The 16,656-nt window shown below is 56.0% G+C and carries 20 protein-coding genes; 6 read left to right on the plus strand and 14 right to left on the minus strand.

Annotated elements, in window-relative coordinates; genetic code table 11:
- Positions 1–66 precede the first annotated feature (66 nt).
- From YBN1229_RS12085 to YBN1229_RS19160, 6 genes are all read right to left on the minus strand, one after another.
- Complete coding sequence (locus YBN1229_RS12085) at positions 67–450, minus strand: DUF2946 family protein (protein ID WP_046480632.1); 384 nt, start codon at positions 448–450, stop codon at positions 67–69.
- 477 nt (positions 451–927) lie between these two features.
- On the minus strand, positions 928–1,440 hold the full coding sequence (locus tag YBN1229_RS12090; protein WP_046479095.1) for a hypothetical protein: 513 nt from the start codon (positions 1,438–1,440) through the stop codon (positions 928–930).
- A complete protein-coding gene (locus YBN1229_RS12095) occupies positions 1,437–1,763 on the minus strand; it encodes a hypothetical protein (RefSeq protein ID WP_046479094.1) in 327 nt (108 codons plus the stop codon). Before YBN1229_RS12095 ends, YBN1229_RS12090 begins: the two co-directional genes overlap by 4 nt.
- Before the next feature lie 15 nt (positions 1,764–1,778).
- Positions 1,779–3,341, minus strand: coding sequence for a DUF1254 domain-containing protein (locus YBN1229_RS12100; protein WP_046479093.1), 1,563 nt, complete (start codon positions 3,339–3,341; stop codon positions 1,779–1,781).
- Positions 3,342–3,458: 117 nt separating this feature from the next.
- Positions 3,459–3,761, minus strand: a complete 303-nt coding sequence (locus YBN1229_RS12105; RefSeq protein WP_046479092.1) for a hypothetical protein — start codon at positions 3,759–3,761, stop codon at positions 3,459–3,461.
- A 315-nt stretch (positions 3,762–4,076) separates the two neighbouring features.
- Positions 4,077–4,286 (minus strand): hypothetical protein, encoded by a 210-nt coding sequence (locus YBN1229_RS19160; protein ID WP_244466768.1) that lies wholly within the window; start codon positions 4,284–4,286, stop codon positions 4,077–4,079.
- A 32-nt stretch (positions 4,287–4,318) separates the two neighbouring features.
- Here YBN1229_RS19160 and YBN1229_RS19165 point away from each other — a divergent pair, with 32 nt between their 5' ends.
- Positions 4,319–4,528, plus strand: a complete 210-nt coding sequence (locus YBN1229_RS19165; protein WP_244465075.1) for a hypothetical protein — start codon at positions 4,319–4,321, stop codon at positions 4,526–4,528.
- Positions 4,529–4,553: 25 nt separating this feature from the next.
- Here the strand turns inward: YBN1229_RS19165 and YBN1229_RS12115 are convergent, their stop codons facing one another.
- Complete coding sequence (locus tag YBN1229_RS12115; protein ID WP_046479091.1) at positions 4,554–5,459, minus strand: LysR family transcriptional regulator; 906 nt, start codon at positions 5,457–5,459, stop codon at positions 4,554–4,556.
- A 110-nt stretch (positions 5,460–5,569) separates the two neighbouring features.
- Between YBN1229_RS12115 and YBN1229_RS12120 the strand changes: the two genes are divergently transcribed.
- Entirely contained in the window at positions 5,570–5,893 is a 324-nt protein-coding gene (locus tag YBN1229_RS12120; RefSeq protein WP_046479090.1) for a nuclear transport factor 2 family protein, read from the plus strand.
- Positions 5,890–6,669 (plus strand): SDR family oxidoreductase, encoded by a 780-nt coding sequence (locus YBN1229_RS12125; RefSeq protein WP_046479089.1) that lies wholly within the window; start codon positions 5,890–5,892, stop codon positions 6,667–6,669. The genes YBN1229_RS12120 and YBN1229_RS12125 overlap by 4 nt, the downstream gene beginning before the upstream one ends.
- Before the next feature lie 96 nt (positions 6,670–6,765).
- Here the strand turns inward: YBN1229_RS12125 and YBN1229_RS12130 are convergent, their stop codons facing one another.
- Both YBN1229_RS12130 and YBN1229_RS12135 read right to left on the minus strand, forming a co-directional pair.
- Complete coding sequence (locus YBN1229_RS12130; RefSeq protein WP_244466769.1) at positions 6,766–7,194, minus strand: Lrp/AsnC ligand binding domain-containing protein; 429 nt, start codon at positions 7,192–7,194, stop codon at positions 6,766–6,768.
- A gap of 384 nt (positions 7,195–7,578) precedes the next feature.
- Positions 7,579–7,911 carry a hypothetical protein gene (locus YBN1229_RS12135; RefSeq protein ID WP_046479087.1) on the minus strand — a complete coding sequence of 111 codons (333 nt, stop codon included), beginning with the start codon at positions 7,909–7,911 and terminating at the stop codon, positions 7,579–7,581.
- A 91-nt stretch (positions 7,912–8,002) separates the two neighbouring features.
- Between YBN1229_RS12135 and YBN1229_RS12140 the strand changes: the two genes are divergently transcribed.
- Both YBN1229_RS12140 and YBN1229_RS12145 read left to right on the plus strand, forming a co-directional pair.
- Complete coding sequence (locus YBN1229_RS12140; RefSeq protein ID WP_152025016.1) at positions 8,003–8,608, plus strand: hypothetical protein; 606 nt, start codon at positions 8,003–8,005, stop codon at positions 8,606–8,608.
- A 33-nt stretch (positions 8,609–8,641) separates the two neighbouring features.
- Positions 8,642–9,919 (plus strand): FHA domain-containing protein, encoded by a 1,278-nt coding sequence (locus YBN1229_RS12145; protein WP_046479085.1) that lies wholly within the window; start codon positions 8,642–8,644, stop codon positions 9,917–9,919.
- Positions 9,920–9,929: 10 nt separating this feature from the next.
- Here the strand turns inward: YBN1229_RS12145 and YBN1229_RS19360 are convergent, their stop codons facing one another.
- From YBN1229_RS19360 to YBN1229_RS12170, 5 genes are all read right to left on the minus strand, one after another.
- Positions 9,930–10,241 (minus strand): YARHG domain-containing protein, encoded by a 312-nt coding sequence (locus YBN1229_RS19360; RefSeq protein WP_076605344.1) that lies wholly within the window; start codon positions 10,239–10,241, stop codon positions 9,930–9,932.
- 138 nt (positions 10,242–10,379) lie between these two features.
- Positions 10,380–11,090 carry a hypothetical protein gene (locus YBN1229_RS12155; RefSeq protein ID WP_152025015.1) on the minus strand — a complete coding sequence of 237 codons (711 nt, stop codon included), beginning with the start codon at positions 11,088–11,090 and terminating at the stop codon, positions 10,380–10,382.
- Between the two features lie 22 nt (positions 11,091–11,112).
- Positions 11,113–11,673 (minus strand): hypothetical protein, encoded by a 561-nt coding sequence (locus tag YBN1229_RS12160; RefSeq protein ID WP_152025014.1) that lies wholly within the window; start codon positions 11,671–11,673, stop codon positions 11,113–11,115.
- Positions 11,673–13,424 carry a serine/threonine protein kinase gene (locus tag YBN1229_RS12165; protein WP_052743907.1) on the minus strand — a complete coding sequence of 584 codons (1,752 nt, stop codon included), beginning with the start codon at positions 13,422–13,424 and terminating at the stop codon, positions 11,673–11,675. The genes YBN1229_RS12160 and YBN1229_RS12165 overlap by 1 nt, the downstream gene beginning before the upstream one ends.
- A gap of 93 nt (positions 13,425–13,517) precedes the next feature.
- On the minus strand, positions 13,518–15,614 hold the full coding sequence (locus tag YBN1229_RS12170; RefSeq protein WP_160298707.1) for a serine/threonine protein kinase: 2,097 nt from the start codon (positions 15,612–15,614) through the stop codon (positions 13,518–13,520).
- Between the two features lie 238 nt (positions 15,615–15,852).
- Here YBN1229_RS12170 and YBN1229_RS12175 point away from each other — a divergent pair, with 238 nt between their 5' ends.
- Positions 15,853–16,608, plus strand: coding sequence for an FHA domain-containing protein (locus YBN1229_RS12175; protein WP_046479081.1), 756 nt, complete (start codon positions 15,853–15,855; stop codon positions 16,606–16,608).
- The last annotated feature ends 48 nt before the right edge of the window (positions 16,609–16,656 follow it).

The raw sequence follows: 16,656 nt of genomic DNA on the forward strand, positions 1-16,656 counted from the left end.
GAAGCGAGCGACGGGCGCACTTCCACTCGGGGAACGCGACGCACGGTCACTGATTAGGAGTTTGAATCAGATCAACGCAGAGGACGGCGGCCCCCTGGCGGATGCTGCCCCAGGCTTGGGTCTCACGGCAAAGAGTGCCACCGCTGTCGTGTAGGTGACGGCGGCATATTCGGCTTCGTGGACGAGGGATTGGGGCTCGGCCGATACGAGAGCAGCAGCACCTGAGGCAGCGAACGGGCAAAGCCCCTTGCCGTCGTGTTGCGGCTCTGTCTTAGACGGCTTGCCATCGGCATCGACGGTCAGGAGCTTCGCCCCTGTGCTCGTACAGATAACGATCTCGAACGATCCTGCCGAGGCGTTTGAAGCCTCCAGCATGAACCCAGCCGGCAACAGGCTGCGAACAGCCAGCACCAGCAGCAAGATCACGTTAACGGTCGTGCGTCTGCGCACAGAAGGTCCCCCCAAGGCGAGCAAGCTAAGCAGGGGAACCTGGCTTTGGCAATCAGGGAGAAACTTCCAACGTTGCATAGTGTTGGGCGCGCCACAGTGGGGCTGCCTCTGCGATTTCGTGCATGCGGACGAATATGCTCGTGGCGCGTCCGCTTTTGGCCCTTAGTGTCGGCCGGTCGAAGGAAGCTATCGGATCATTGCGACATTCAGCAACCAGCGAAGGGGAGCGCAGGCGCTCGGTCCCAAAAGCGGAAGTCGGCCGACGTGCGGCCGGCACGGTTGAGCTCATCACGACCACGTCGGCTATGTGGCTGAGACCGTCCGAATTCGCCGATACCTTTTTGCGGGCTTATGACCCGGAGCAGACGTTCGAAGCGTCACCCCGCTTCGAGCTGTCTTCCGAGGTGCTGAGAAGGTGGGCGGGGCAGCACGCGGGACGAACGCATCTAGCACGCAAACGCGCCGCGTCGCAGCTCGTCAGATCCACATCGTCCGCGTGCTGCGATCGCGCGTCAGCCACCACGACGGGACGACGCCGATCGCCATTACGCCGGTGAGGACGCCGAGATTGGAGAAGGCCGTGGGCAGAGCGTAAATATCCTCGTCCGTGTTCCGCAGCTCGTATCCGGCAACGGCGGTGAGCCACCCGGCAAAATAGAGCAAGGCGATACAGCCGACGAACACGACGGCGCCGGCGATGAGCGCCACCAGCAGCGACGGGCGCGCTAAGCGCCGGGCCGCGCGTGCGTAGGCGATGCCAGTCAACCCGAACGGCACTGCGAGCGGGACGTAGAAGAACGGCAGGAACCAGATGAAATAGCCCGCGCCCACCACGAGCGAGGCAGGCCCGATGTTCCATAATCCGGCGATGGCGAGAAAGAGGGCGAACAGGAAGGGCCCTGTGGCAGGTCCGACCAGCGCGAACACGCTCGCCGCGCTGATGAGGGAGGGAGGGCGCGGCGGGGGTGCGGACGTTGCGAATTGGGTCACGGGTCGGCTCCGTTGCGGCGGTCGCGTCCGACTGTAGCGCATTTGTGCGCCGACGGCCTCGCGGCGTTGCCGCCCGAGGGTTTGCGTTGGAAAAGGGAACGGTGCGCGTCGGGCACCGTGCGCAGGAACGCGATGAGCAATTTGTCCCAATTGCTGACATCGCTGTTACCGAGATCGCGCGTGGAGGCAATCGCCGATCCATGTCCGGTTTCAGGTGAAGACCGGACATCCAACAGCGTCAGCGAACTGTCGCCGATGACCCAAAGCGAACAATTCTGCTGCGCAGAACACTGACCTCCACCCCTCACGCCACGGGGCGTCAAAACGCGGCTTTTCGTTTACTTAATTGGCTCGATCTCGCTGGGACGCCAAGTTTTATCAAACCAGGGCTGAAGTGGGCCGTAAAGGCGAAGGATCGGGTACCATCCCTTTCCTGCAACGGTTTGTATCCAGTTCGACTCCTTGCCCTTGGGTGCCTCTGGCGCGAAGTGGAGATCGACGGACCCATCCTCGTTCATCATCAGCTTGTCACGCTTGTTATTCTTGCTTGGGAATGGCTGGCCTGTTTGCAATTCTGAGCGGGTTTGGGGATCATAGACCACCACAGACCAGAAGTCCTTGGCTGGCGCGTTTGCCGGGATATGCAGCTTGTAGGCTTTGGAGCCGTCCAAATACTCGCCATGTTTATCCACGGTCGCAATGGCATACTGGGAGCCCTTGCCGACCATCTTCAACACCATCGCCGGCGTATTCACTGTCGCCTGGTAGAAGAACATGGTGCGGGCATCGAGATTACGTCCGCCCGTACCGCCGTCCTTGAGCCACTGGTAGTTGCCGCCAACGAAGCCAGTGCCCCAGGCGCTGCCAGGGTAATAGGCGAAGCCCTCGAGCCTCGGCCGGAACACGATGGCCCGCGCCATGGCATTGCCGATTGCCACTGCCTCGGTCAGAAGCTGCTTCATGCGCGCGTTGGGCGCGAAGGCCTTGCCCTTCTCGATACCGATCGAGGCGAAAATACCGCGCAGCTCCGGCTCAAGCATTTCGACGGGCTCGCGCTCGATGACCGTATGAAGCTCGTCGTAGAACTCAAAATTGTTGGCATGAATCGTGTTGAAGGGTTTGCCCGATCCATTGATGAACTCCATCGGCGGCGGGGCGTTGCGCTTTGCCAGCGGATAGACCTTCAGGCCTGATTTGAACATTGCGGTGGCCGCGTCGGGCTTTCCATCCACAAGAAATCCACGCAGAATAAGCAGGTTCACGTAACTTGTGGACTTGGCGACGAAGTATTTCTCGCCGTCGACCTCAGCTTCCGCGCCGCCCTCCGGGGGGGCGAGATCGCCCTTGTAGTCGGGAGGAAGGATCAGGTATTTGCCGCCCTTACCGCGATCAGGACCGGGGATTCCCATGTCAATCACGAAGCGGAAATAGGCATCGTCAACAGTGCCGGGACCGGATCCGGGCGGGACTTCGATCACTGTAGGGCCGTCGCGCTTTAGGTCGAGCGCGGTCATGGCGTAAACCGTATCCGTATTGCCCGTTAGGAACAGTGGCGCTGAATCTAGCAGCTTGTCCATGACGATAACTTTATGGGAGGCATCTGCGCCGGCGTCGATGAACCCGAGCCGGAGTCCCTCAATGGATGTGGCCGGGATACCGTTCAGGAAAGTTTCAACGCCCCGGATGATATCGAGCCCGTCATAGAGCGTGTCAACCGTCTCTTTGTCCGGCATGCCATCGAAGAACTTCAGCGTGCCGAGCCGGGTTTCCACGGTGTCGGGAGTCATGATTTTGTCGGGGATCTTGTAATTATAACCTGGAGTCGGTTTGTCCGCCCAAGCCGCTGGCGCCAGAGCAATCACAGACGCTGAAATCAAGACAAAAATAATATTGCGTTTCATTTCGACCCCTCGGTCTAAAGGAAATATGGTGAGCGCGTCAGTCTAGCGTCGTTTTTAAAACTTGCGCGAATTCAATCGTGATCGTGCGTCAAAAGTCAGCTCCATGATTAACTTTTGCTAACTCAGGCGAATAACGCCAAGTGCGAGTTCGCCTGCTTTCGCAATGAGCTGAACAAACTGCGGCGACAGCTTTTGGCCCGGTCGCTGACATCGCCGCTTCGGCGGGTTCGTCCCAATAGCAGTCATTTCGTTCTCTGCGGTCAGGGCCTCGTGAATGATCACCGACCAGCTCCGCTTGTGGAGGTGAACCGGTCGAGAGAAGTCGATCTCCTCCGCTATCTCGATTGCGGCATAGACTGCGATGCGCAGGTCGCTGGCGCACAGAAGCGAAAAGGGACGACGCCGTTCATCAGAAGTCATCGCTTTCGTCGAGCACACGCTGCGTTCGATGACTTCGGACCTTGTTGTTTCTCGTCGTGAATTTGACCGCCTTGATTTCGTGGACCTCCAGCGAACTGGCGTCCACGCGCAGCGTAATCGTCCGAACGTCCTGCGGTGTTCGATCCCAGATGCCGGCATAGGCACAAAAGTGCGGGAATTCGTCGGTTTCCTTCTTCGGCGGTTGGGCGGGCGCGTCGAACGCCCTACCGAAAGACTCGAACGTCCGCTGCTCGGCTCAACTCACGCAAAGCATCACCCCAAATTGAACAAACAAGGAGCCAACATAATAAGCGCCTAGTCGCAGCCATTCTGATCGCACTCGCAGGTCCAGCCTACGCCGAGAACACTGCGCACGCCGCAAAAGAACTGGTTCCGGCCGACATGAAATTCGAGGACAATCCGGCCTTCCCAAAAGGCGCGCAAACTGTGGTGGTGTACGGCGATCCGTCGAAACCCGGAATGTTCATTCTGCGCCTGAAGATGCCCCGAATTACCTCGTGCCACCGCACATTCATCCCGTTTTCGAATCTGTGACCGTGCTTAGCGGCACCATGGGAAGCGGCATGGGAAATACAGTTGAAAAGTCAAAGGGCAAGTTGCTCGGCCCAGGCTCCCTCCTGCTATTGCCCGCCGATCACCCACACTACGTGTGGTCCGAAGAGCAGGAGACGATCATCCAGGTTACAGCCATCGGTCCATTCGACCTGATTTACGTGAACCCGGAAGACGATCCGCGAAACAAGTGATCCCGGCACGTGCGAGCCGAGCCGGTCACGATCTCGAGTTGGCGCTAAGTTCGCGGGCCAAGTCGACGAAGGCCTTGAAGGCTGCCGAAGGATTGCGGCGTCCCGGATAATAAAGGCAGAGCCCGTCAAAGGGCTCCGTCCAATCCTCCAACACACGGACGAGGCGTCCTGCCTCTATGTCGGCGCGCACGTCCTGTTCCAGAAAAAAGCCGAGACCAATGCCTTCCAGCACCGCGGTCCGCGCTACAGCCACCTCATCCAAAGTAATCGGTCCGCCGACATCGATCTGCGCGGTCTGTCCGCCTTTCGCGAATTGCCAACGATATAGGGCGCCGTTGGGCAGGCGGACACGAATACAACGGTGATTGAGTAGGTCCGGAGGAACGCGCGGTATGGCATGCCTCTCGAAATAGTCCGGCGAACCGACGACGGCGTATCTCTGTGGACGTCCCAGCGATACCGAGATCATGTCGGTGGGTATAAGGCCGGCCATCCGAACGCCGAGATCGAACCCTTCGGCCACGATGTCAATCAATCGGCCTTCCGTGACGATGTCGATATGTACCTCCGGATAGCGGCGAAGATATTCGAGCACCAGTGGCGAAAGGATCTCGCGCGCCGCCGTGGCGAACGCGTTGATGCGGAGCGTCCCCGAGGGCGTTGTCTGCTGCGAGCGCACTGTTTCCATGGCGCCGTGGATGGCCTGCAGCGCCGGGCTCACCTGTTCGACGAACAGCCGGCCGGCGTCGGTCAGCGAAACGCTGCGCGTCGTGCGATTGAACAGGCGAACCCCAATGCTCGCCTCCAACTTGGCGATAGCGTTGCTCAGCGCGGTCGTCGACATGCCGAGTTCCAACGCGGCGGAGCGAAACGAGCCCCTGCGCGCAATGGCGATGACCGCGTCAAGGTCGTTCAGCCCAGGTCGATACATTGTCCTGCTCTCCGCAATGCCTCATCCGCATTTGTCCCGCTATTCGAAATGAAGGTCTACACTTAGATTGAATGGGACAGAGACGGTCATCGAACGAAAGGAGCAGCGGCGTGCATTTACCTCGAGCGATCCAAGCCTACTTCGACGCGGACAAAGCCCACGACGGCGAGAGCCTGATTCAGGCCTTCGCACCGGATGCGGTTGTGAGAGATGAAGGCCAGCTTTATGCCGGCCACAAAGCCATTGTCGCGTGGTGGCGGCATGCAAAGGCGAAATATCAGCACACGGCCGAACCGATAAATATGGACCGGAAAAATGATGTCACCGAAGTTCACGCAAGGGTGATAGGCCAATTCCCGGGAAGCCCTGCGACGCTCAAATTCGCGTTTCGGATTGAAGGCGATCGGGTCGTCGATCTGGAGATAGGCGCATGACCGGGTTCGTTACGCTGGAGCGAAAGCGAGCCCTTATCACCTCCGGCACAAAAGGAGCGGGGGCCGCGACCGTCAACCTTTTCCGGGAACTCGGAGCAAAGGTACTGACGACTGCTCGCTCTCGGCCGGAGTCAATGTCGGAGGAGCTTTTCGTCGCCGCCGACCTCACCACGAAGGAGGGCTGCGAACTGGTGGCACAGGCTACGCACGAACGGCTAGGGGGCGTCGATATCATCGTGCATATGCTGGGCGGCTCATCGGCTCCGGGAGGAGGTTTCGCGGCGCTGAGTGATACCGAATGGAATAAGGAGCTCCAATTAAATCTGTTGCCTGCCGTTCGGCTAGACCGACTACTTATCCCGCACCTGATCTCACAAGGAAGCGGAACCGTAATACACGTCTCCTCCATTCAGCGGCAACTTCCCCTGCCGGATGCAACCACCGCCTATGCCGCGGCCAAGGCTGCACTGTCCACCTACAGCAAAAGCTTGTCCAAGGAAGTCGCTCCTCAAGGTGTCCGGGTCGTTCGGGTCTCGCCTGGCTGGATTGAAACGGAATCTTCTATCGAACTCGCGAAGCGCCTCGCAAAAGAAGCGGGAACGGACGTCGAGGGTGGCAAGAAGATCATCATGGAGTCCCTCGGCGGAATTCCGATCGGCCGTCCATCGAAGCCCTCTGAGATCGCAAGTCTCGTCGCCTTCCTTGCCTCCGACCGTGCGGCGACAATTACGGGCACCGAGTACGTCATCGACGGAGGAACCGTTCCGACGGTCTAGGCGAAGCCGGGCCGCTCCGTCGGAGCGTCCGTTGACGTTCGAATTGAGCCTGGTCCTGGTGAGGTGATGCTGCTGCTGCTCTGGATAAACGCGCTGTCAGAACGCCAGGAGAGCGTTCTCCTTTACCTCCTTCATGACGAAGAAGGTCCGGGTTTGTCTGACACCGGGAAGAGCGATCAGCATCTGTCCATGAAGTTTGTTGAAGTCCTCCATGTCTCGCACACGGACTTTCAACAGGTAGTCGAAGTCTCCCGCCACCAAGCTGCAGTCCAGAATGTCTTTCACCTTGAGCACAGCTCCCTCGAAGGCCGCGAAACTCTCAGGAGTCGACCTGTCGAGCACAACGCCAACCATCACGAGTGCGCCCAAGCCCACCATTGCCGGCGCCAGCTGCGCTCGAACCGCCGTGATGAATCCCTCGTCGAACAGACGCTGTGTCCGCCTGTGGCAGGTCGCAGCGCTAACGTTCACCCGCACGGCGAGTTCGGCGTTTGTCAGCCTTCCCTCGGCCTGCACGGCTCGCAAAGGAGTTTTTCGGACGGAGAATTGTGATCGCAGCGGACGTCCGATTGAGGGAAGGTTATTTCGAACGTCACATCTCAGTCGAATCGAACAGATCGAGCTGACTGAGACGCGTTTTGCGTTAAATGCAGAGCAGGTTCTGCCGATTCAGTATTTTGGTGGGTGTCGAATGAAGCTTGGGCGTTCATCCGATCTGCCATAAATTTCCAGCGTGTCACTAGCTGAGATCGCTGCTCGATACGAGGCAGATCCCGGGCTGTGCAATTTCCCACATCCTGTACTGCAAGAACATTGAGATCCGTTCTGTCAAATGGCCTATCTACCGGCTCTTGGTCTACGCAAAGCCTGCTAAGCAAGAAGAAGATTTGAGAAAATGCCAACCCTCGATCAGCAGTTGATTTTCTCAAGTTCTCGAGCGCTTTCGCGCAGACCAGGGTCCTTGATGAGTGATATTGCTTTGCGTGCGTCTTGGCAGTTGGCACTCTTGTCCGTATTCACCGTAGCACGCAATGCGTAGAACATTCCGACAAGCTCATTCTCCGCACTCGAATTCTTGATGAGGCGGCTACATGCCCCAACCATCGCCTCGGCTTGAGTGCTGGCGTCACCTTGCGTACAGGTTGCGTAGTCCGCCTCCAGGCCGTCGTAGGCAATTGCAGCTGTCGCGGTGGCAGCAAACAGCATGGCGCAGACAAGGGAGCAAATTCGTTGTGTCATCATGAGATATTCTCCGCCTTGGTCAGCCGATACTCTAAGCATACTGATATTCAGCTATCCTGCCTAGGCTTCTAAAGGTTCATAGATCGCACACTTGCAATTCAAACCCGTTTCTTGGTCCGTTAATCCCGTTCACCGATGTTTTCTTGATTTATGGGGCACACGTCACAATACTCTGGAAAATTTTATATTTTCAGGGGTGACGGCGATGTCTTTTGTCCGGTCATTGATATTTTTGTTCTTCATGGCGGTGTTTATGTCATCTGCGCAAGCTGCGCCGACGTGCAAGGCGGTGGCGAACGACATCGTGATAGGTACAACCCGTGACATTCTTCAGCAGGTCGTCGAAGAAAACCCAAGCCTCAAAAGTTTGAGCGAAAGCGATCTGGTTAAGAAGGCGGGCAAGCAATTTCTGACAGCGGAACGCCCAGATTTTCAAGCGCACGGCTACATGATGCTCCTGTGGTTCGCGGGCGAGGAGGGCCGGACTCTGGTGAAGGATATTGGGCCTAAACTGACGACGGAGGAGCAACGCGCGCACTACTATTTTGTGCTTGGCCTGCACCAGATTCGAGCTGATGGAGCAACAACAGCTGCGACAGGTCGGGACTACATCCGGCAGATGCGCGACAGCGGCAAAGTTTCTTTCGTCGGCGACGATATGTGGACGCTGCTGATCGAGACCTGCACGTTGCCGTAGGGCGATAGAGCTTTCGTATTGAGGATTGGATCTGTGGCTACGGTCATTGCACGTGCAGGGCAGGCTGCTCCGCAGCGCTTTGAACTGACAAATGGTTCAACGGCTGTGATTGGCCGTTCGTCAGAGGCCGACATCGTCGTTGCTTCAGACCGAGCGTCGAGGCGACATGCAGAACTAGTCTGTTCGCAGGGAAGGGTGCAGGTCACTGACCTGCAAAGCAGCAACGGTACTCAGCTTGATGGCAATACGATAACCTCTACAACCTGGACTCCAGGGCAAATTCTAATGGTTGGGCCCTGTGAATTTGCGTTGGAAGTCTCGGTCGCCGAGCAGGCTACGATGGTAACGCGGCCTAAGAGCACGAGCGACGATACGAGAATTAACCCTGCTAAGACTGGCGCCGTGCCGGACCAGACGCAATTTTCCAAGAACCTTTTCGTGCGACATTGGCAAGGCGGATACAGCCTGGGCCGATCAATCTTCATCAATATCCTGGTTATTGATGTCATTTGGGTGCTGATTGCGGCGAACGTTGTTGCTCCGCTTATGGCAGACCTTGCACCAGACGCGCGCCGTATCGCTTTTTCGATCGAATTCCTTGGCATGATGGTGCTCGGCATATGGCAAGCCGTTGGCCTGTATCGGTCGTTGCGCGGAGCAAACAAGCGCGGAGCGTGGCTGATCTCGCGCATCTTCGGATGGGTCGTGTGCATCTTTCTGGTATTGGGTGTGCTGGCGCTTGGGGTGACGTGGATCAATGGTCTTAGCCAAATCAGTGAGACCGAGATTGGAACGTCCTCGGATGGCACCCCGCTCTATCAGCTCAGTGTGAATGACAACGTGTTGTTGTTTGATGGCCAAGTCGTCTGGCCGATTGTTGCCGACTTTCAGCAAACGCTTGCGCAGAATCCTGACATCAACACCGTAGTGTTACGTAGTCCGGGTGGTGACGTTGTGGCCGGTCGACGCGTAAACGACATCCTGCGTCCGTTGCAGCTGACAACAGCGGTCGCTGATTTCTGTCACAGCGCCTGTACGATTATGTTTGCGGCCGGAGTTCGCCGCATCGCGGCGCCGCAAGCGCAAATTGGCTTTCATGCGACATCGGTTATTCTCATGGACGAGATGATGACGAGACTGATGAATGCCTTCACACTGCGTCACGACAGTCTAAATTCAGATTATTATCTGGAAGCAGGCTTCGATCCTGAGTTCGTCCGGCGCGCCGTCGCAACACCAAGCACAGACCTGCTGATCCCGACGCAGCAGGAGCTGTTAAACGTAGGCGTATTGACCGAACTCATTCGATAACATGATCGGTTCAGCAGCCGCGTTTGCTTTCCCAGGCTTTGATCTCATTGACGACCGATTGCAGGTTGCTCGGAAGCTTGCCAAAGGGGGGCTGGCAGCCTTTACCGAAGACAGCAATTGCGCGTGGGTTTTCGAAGCAATATCCGTGGCGGGCAAAAATGGCGTTGCGCTCATGCCAGAGCTGCTGACAGGTCAGTCCCGCGTAATAGTTCTGGCCACTATTTCCATCATCGCCAGCCTGGCTTGATGGCGCGGTAGTGAACAATATACCAAGCGCCAAGGCCGCAATGAGTTGAACGTGGCAAACAAGTTTTAAAAACATCAGCAAAAATCGCCTTCGGTCGAGTTTGTTTTTTTCTCAGATTACAGATTGCGTGGCAAGCGCTCGCAGTGTGTTGGGCATATCCATGACGGGTTAATTGCCGCATTGGTTTACGGGCACTTTGCAAAGACGTCGGTCCTAAGGAGGGACCGGTTTTTTGGTTTGGAGACTTAGATCGCAATCTTTGGCAAAAACAATCTGACCGGATTGTCCTGTGCCCGTGCTTCGCCAGTCGGCGGTCTGCGCACCGGCATCGACTTCTACGTCAATCTGGCCCGTCACATCTCCAGGCAGTGTGAATACTAGAGAGGTCCCCGTGGCCGTTACGCTGCAAGGCGTCGTGTAAACAAACCCGCCACGCCAGCTCGCCCAGCGTGCGGAGCGGACGCAGGTTCCCGTTACGCAATTTTCACGGAATCGAATGCTGATTTGCTTGGACCTATCATCATGTACAGCGGTGTCGTAACACTGCTTAGCAATGTCCAGCCTGCCGTCGTTTGCGGGGTCAGCCGATGTCCACGAGAACTTTGTGTCGTCCTCCGACCAATGAACGTCTTGAATTTCGCGGAAAATAATTCGGGAGGTATCTAATTGAGGAAGCTCACACTGCAGCGTTTGAGTGGACAAAAATCCATTAGGGACAATGAGATGTCCGTATTTGTGGCACGGGCCGATGAGACAGTCCTCTTCAAGCCTGATGCTCCAATCTTGGTGCGGAGCGTTAAAGGTGCGCTCATAGTCGTCGGAGGAGATGAGCTTCCACGCGAATAAGCCACCGACGAGCAGTATCGGGCCGGCAGTCACGACAAACATGCCAATGGCGGCAACTCTCAAAAGTTTCTCGATCAAGGTTGCGATCCAAATTGTGACGCTACATCGCTTCGAAAGGAACGTTCATTGGATCAAAGCTGCGCACGCGGTTCGTCACGATTGTTTTCGCGGATAAGTAGGCGGCAGTAGCTGATCCAAGAATACCGAAAAGTATGGATATGTCCGTTCCCTCAGAACCGAAGAAGATAACTTGATAGAGCAACACGCCAGTGACACCCGCTGTTAGCAGAAACACGGTCAGGGCAATAACGATATACAGAACGCTGCCTTCTTTAAAACGTGCTGAGGGATTGGCGCGCGCGACGCGTTCGCATAGGGCGGACAGGAATGGGTAGAACGTACTGCTGCGGTCTTCGAACAAACCGAGACTTACGTAGTGGTGCGATGTGACCTTGTGTTTGCCGTGGTGTTTCGTGGCGAATAAGAACTCCGACCGACTTGAACCAAAGCCGTGATAGGCAACCTTGATGCTCTGAATATCTTGATAGGAAATAAGATGCGTTTCGCCATCACCGGAGATCGAGAGTGCGTTGTCGTCGAGCGACAACGTGCGTTCGCCACAGAACGTATGTCTGCGCATGCTATGACTAACGGTGCCCACTAGGTCCACGCTCCGTGACGGAAACGTTGCTTCGCAGCCATTCGGCATAGAAATACGTAGATGCCGAGAGTGGCGGCCGCTAAGGGCCCTACAAAATAAATATACCGGTTGAATTGTCCCACGGCGCCGACCGTGGACGGTTGGTTTGTCGTCAACGTGGTGGCTACGAGGAAGAGAACCCAGAGCAACAGCACATATAATATGATGAGGATGTTGAAGATGCCGAACACGCGACTGCGCAAGCCAGGCTTGGCCGGGGTGGACGTCAAGGCAAACATCATCATAAGCAGTGCAGGCACGCCGACGATAAGCGTCAGAAGTTCAAAAGGTGCATCGGGGTTCTGTGGCAGATAACGGCTGGCAAGCAAAGGCAGAACAGCCATGAGGAAAAGTATGGAGCAAATGCTCCAAGCGCCACGCTTTGTCGCTGTTTCCACATTTTCCAGGATGGCCGCAGGCTGACTGGATTCGCTGTTCAAGAAGTGATGCATGGGGAGGAAGCCATGAAGAAACATCATGGCAATCGCCAGAATCTCCAACATTGCCGCAACTCCAAAACCTGTGCCAATCGCGTACAGCGCGAGCCCCGTAAACGCGCTCGCTAAGGCGACGGGCTGGAAGAGTTTTTCGGCGGAGGAGCCAAGGTTTTCCGGGTCAGGCAATTTTTCCAGCTGCGTTGCGACTTGGGTCGCCACATTGGCGAACGCGGTTCGGGGCTGGGTTCGTTGCGCTTCGGAATTTACCGGCTCATGCAAGACCGTTGCGCCGACTATCGGCGGAGCGTCGTCTACTCTCCCGCGGATGCCTTCCCACGCCGCAATTGATTGTGGCCGCGCTTGCACGGCGACGGACAAAGCGGCGTCCAAGGCGGTGAGGAATTCTTCTCTGTAACCCGATCCCGCCAATAGTGACGCGGGGGTAAGACCGTCCTTGATGAGACGCGCGCCACCACTGATGGGCCGTTTGCCTGTCACAAGATAATACAGTGTTGCGGCCAGTCCGTAGATATCTGTGGCGGGACCTTGCTTAGCATGATCAATCGTCATGACTTCTGGGGCAGTGAAATCGGAGGCGATGACAATGCTTTTGACATTTGAGGGGGTTCCCTCCTCGATACGTGCCGATCCGAAACCTGTGATAACAGGCGTGCCCGATGCGCGGATCAATATGTTGTCTGGGCAAATATCACGGTGCAGGACGCTCGCTGCGTGAATTGCAGCAAGAGCATCGAGCACGGGGCCGACGATGCGGTCGAGTTCAGTCTGAGATGGTTTGCGTCCTAGTTCGTCGGACCATTGCTGGAGAGATTTGCTGTCTTCATAGTCTAGGACGATATAGGCTGAACCGTTTGCTTCAAACACGCGATGTGCGCGAACAACATTGGCGTGGTGCAACCGCACCAGCGTTTGTGCTTCCCGCACAAAGCGATCCAACGCCGACTGATGTTCCGGGGTGCCGTGAGTTTCAAAGACGATATCTTGCGTGCCCCCGTCGCGTTGAGCGACATCCGAGGGAAAATACTCCTTGATGGTAACCGGAACCCCAAGTTGAAGGTCATCGGCTTCGTAGGTAATGCTCGCGTCATCCCGCAAAAGAACGGATTGAATCCTATAATCGTCGCATAGGATCGTGCCGGCTTTGAGCGGAACCTGGGTGTCTTGATCAGTGCCGCCAGCCCGGGAGACCACGAGCGTTGGACCAAGATCTTTTGCTGATGTGTTTTGCGCCTCGTCGGGAGAATTTCTTGTCATTCTCAATCCCGTTGGTGTGAGCTGGAACACAACGCTACGCACCCGAGGCAAACTTGGTCGGGCTTTGAGAAACTCGGCTATGAAATCATAAGCTCAGAGCCCGCCGCAACCTGATAATGCCCGGCTGGATCCCGTCAGTGAAAAGGTTTCGTTGATTCGAAGCTGGTTGCTGGATAGCTGGAGTTGATTGCCACTACTTAATAGAGCCACGAAATCATTGAGTGCCTGTAAGTCAGCTGGACTCTGGTTCACATGGAATAAAAATCCACTTACCACATCAGGTTTGCTGTTGAGCGTGAAATTTAAGTTCACGGTTTGGCTGTCCACAGCCAGCGTGACAGTTCCGTTCTGGCCAGACTGGACTTGCACCGGAGATTGCGCGGAGAAAGCAATGACCGCGTTCCCTCGAGATCCGGTTGCCGCGTCGCAGCGAACCGTAAAGCGACCGCCCTGCGCATTACGTACTGTTGCACCACGCACGCCGTTGGATTGAGGTTGTGGCTCCCAAGGGCGTTGGATGGAGCCTCCGAAACAGGGTCTAAGCGCCTCTTCCGCGCCGGCGAGATTGAACGTTTCTTGATAATTGAAATCCGGGATTTGCAAGGTCATCGTCTGGCCACTGAAAACTTCATGCAAGAAGTTCAGAAATTGACCCGCATCTTGATCAGTCTCGCTCGCCTGCACGCGGCCGTGTGAGACGCTACCCTCCTGAACAAAATCAAGCTCTGCTCCACCGGAATAGTTTCCGATTTGAACGTTGACTTGATGTCGTCCGGTTATGGGGTTGTTGCCGGTGGGAATGAAATCGAGTTCTACGAAGCTGTCGCGTCGTTGATCTGTTCCCGGCCCGCAGCCGATATTGAGCCCGGTACCGTTTGAGCCGTTAACCCCGCCCGTCCAAAATCCATTCTGTCGTCCGTTGGCAATCCACGCAAACGCTGCCATCCGAAGAAGGGAATTGGCCGCGGTCGCCTGCTGAGCGTTCGTATCATTGTCGAACTGCGGCATCGGCGGGGTGCTGTTAGGTTGTTGGAAGCGTTCCGCCAGTTGTTGGCGCGATGGTGCTGGTGAACTCTCGAAGCTGGAGTAGACTTGGTACAAGATGATTCCTGCCACAAGCACGAGGGAAGCCGCGATAGCCCATTTTTTTGTGGAACTGCCGGAGCCAGAGGGTGGTGCGCCGACAGTAGTAGCTCCGGTGCTATCTGACGGAGTCCTACGCACAACTGTCGCGGCCGCATCCGCTCGTGACGGCGTGTTTAATACCGTTGCAGGACTACTTTTTAGCACCGTGGCCTGATCTGCATTCGCGCTGAACAACAGCTCCTTCCAGGCCGCGACCGATTTGGGGCGCTCCTCGCGTTTAACGCGCATGCCGGTATCTACGCCGCTGAGAAATTCAGCGCGGTACTCGCTCGCGTTATCTAGTTGTGCTGCCAGTGGCACGTAATTGTCATGAGAAACCCGGCTTAGGACTTGTGCAGGAGGCTTGCTAACCAGAGCTCGATAAAGAGTCGCTGCGAGGCCATAAATATCAGTCCACGGCCCTTGTTCGGAGGGATCATTCAAATGAGACTCAGGGGGAGAATATCCCGGCGATACGAACGCAGCCGTGGCGCGAGAATGCTCTCCAAGCGCTTGGCGCGCCGCCCCGAAATCGAGAAGAATGGGGCTTCCATCATTCTCCCTAATGTAAATGTTCTGGGGTTTAATATCACGATGGACAACGTCAGCTTTGTGAACGGTTGTCAGGGCGTCGAGTAACGGACCTACGATCTTGTCTAATTCAGCTTGGGTTGGTTTGCGGCCAAGATTGTTCAGCCAGCCTTCAAGGTCTTGACCCTCGACAAAACCGAGCACCATGTAGGCCGTGTTGTTTTCTTTAAAGTACCGGGAAACGCGTACGATATTGGGGTGCCGAAGACGCGCTAGCGTTTGGGCTTCAGCCAGAAATCGTTCCAAGCCCCACTGATAGTCAGCACCACCCTGGCTGGGGAGGGTTGAGACGGTCAAGCCGTCTTCGCGGTAAGCGAGAGAGGCAGGGAAATATTCCTTGATAGCAACATCGGTGTTGAGCTTGGTGTCGCGTGCGAGATAGGTGATCCCGAAACCACCGGCGCCGAGTACGCGTACGATCTTGTAGTCACCGCCGACAATCGTGTCGTGTGCCAGCGCCTGTCTGTTGCTCATTTCGGACGTCGCCTTGTCGCTACCCATAACGGAGATTGTGCAACCGAATGGGATTGCGTAGCGCAGACCCAATCACACCTCAGCCCCATAAAATATCATCCTAATGCGATTTCCAATTCAAGGGAATGACAGTACACGCCTTCGCGTTATTCACCGTGAATGAATGAATGTTTGCGGACTGATAAGCTGGTGCTAGTAATGTCAGTATCAATCCATTTTGCAACGCGGGCGAGGGTTCATGGGGCGGACACTCCACGTCGAAATTTATGACCGATCGAGAGGCACAAGAACCGTTCAAGCGTGCGAGTTGCCTTTTGAGATCGGAAAACAACCACAGAGTGCAAGCTGTATTCGCCTTGATCCGAGCTACGTGACGATTTCGCGTGTTCACGGAAAGGTAGAAGAGGCTGAAAGTGGACTGATTTATATCGACAGCAGTTCGAACGGGACGACGATTTCCGGCACCTTTGTCAAGGGGCGCAACAAGGCAATAAGCAGCGCCGATATTATTATTATTGAAAACTACGAAATTAAAATTCTCGAGACCAAATCTGCTTTGATCAAACAAACCGGCCCTACATTGCAGGTGCGTGGTGAGCAGGAGGCGGAGCCGGGTGATGCGCTCGTTATCGTAAAGACAGACGATGCGCTTAAAGTCATGCTGGACACGCCGGAATCAAATCAGCATTCCGTTGTGGGACGCATTCACTTCGATGGTGTTGCCGTAACCTTCGACCTGTACGGGCACGATGCTTCGATGCCTGTAACGGTGAACAAACGTCTCGTCAGCGACATGCCTTTGACGGCGCGCATGTCTGATGTTGTTGAAATCGGCGGTGAGCGATTTGAGGTGTTAGGCCGGGATCAAAAGAAGATTGTCTGTGGAAACCCATCTTGTCACTTGCTCAACGACCTTCCTTTTGAAGGTAATTGCGTCTGGTGTGGTCATTATCTGGCGGCGTCAGGTAGTTTTACCCGTGTGACGCTGCCGTGATGCTGTGCACAAACTCGTCTTCCCCAAAATCAATGCAAGTCTGCGCTC

It is taken from the genome of Candidatus Filomicrobium marinum (assembly GCF_000981545.1).
Lineage (GTDB): Bacteria > Pseudomonadota > Alphaproteobacteria > Rhizobiales > Hyphomicrobiaceae > Filomicrobium > Filomicrobium insigne.

What these genes read in the sequence shown, in the direction of transcription:
- YBN1229_RS12125 (WP_046479089.1), top strand. Translation starts at nt 5,890, where the DNA reads ATGACCGGGTTCGTTACGCTGGAGCGAAAGCGAGCCCTTATCACCTCC.
- YBN1229_RS12100 (WP_046479093.1), bottom strand. Translation starts at nt 3,341, where the DNA reads ATGAAACGCAATATTATTTTTGTCTTGATTTCAGCGTCTGTGATTGCT.
- YBN1229_RS12105 (WP_046479092.1), bottom strand. Translation starts at nt 3,761, where the DNA reads ATGACTTCTGATGAACGGCGTCGTCCCTTTTCGCTTCTGTGCGCCAGC.
- YBN1229_RS12135 (WP_046479087.1), bottom strand. Translation starts at nt 7,911, where the DNA reads ATGATGACACAACGAATTTGCTCCCTTGTCTGCGCCATGCTGTTTGCT.
- YBN1229_RS12175 (WP_046479081.1), top strand. Translation starts at nt 15,853, where the DNA reads ATGGGGCGGACACTCCACGTCGAAATTTATGACCGATCGAGAGGCACA.
- YBN1229_RS12165 (WP_052743907.1), bottom strand. Translation starts at nt 13,424, where the DNA reads ATGACAAGAAATTCTCCCGACGAGGCGCAAAACACATCAGCAAAAGAT.
- YBN1229_RS19360 (WP_076605344.1), bottom strand. Translation starts at nt 10,241, where the DNA reads ATGTTTTTAAAACTTGTTTGCCACGTTCAACTCATTGCGGCCTTGGCG.
- YBN1229_RS12170 (WP_160298707.1), bottom strand. Translation starts at nt 15,614, where the DNA reads ATGAGCAACAGACAGGCGCTGGCACACGACACGATTGTCGGCGGTGAC.
- YBN1229_RS12115 (WP_046479091.1), bottom strand. Translation starts at nt 5,459, where the DNA reads ATGTATCGACCTGGGCTGAACGACCTTGACGCGGTCATCGCCATTGCG.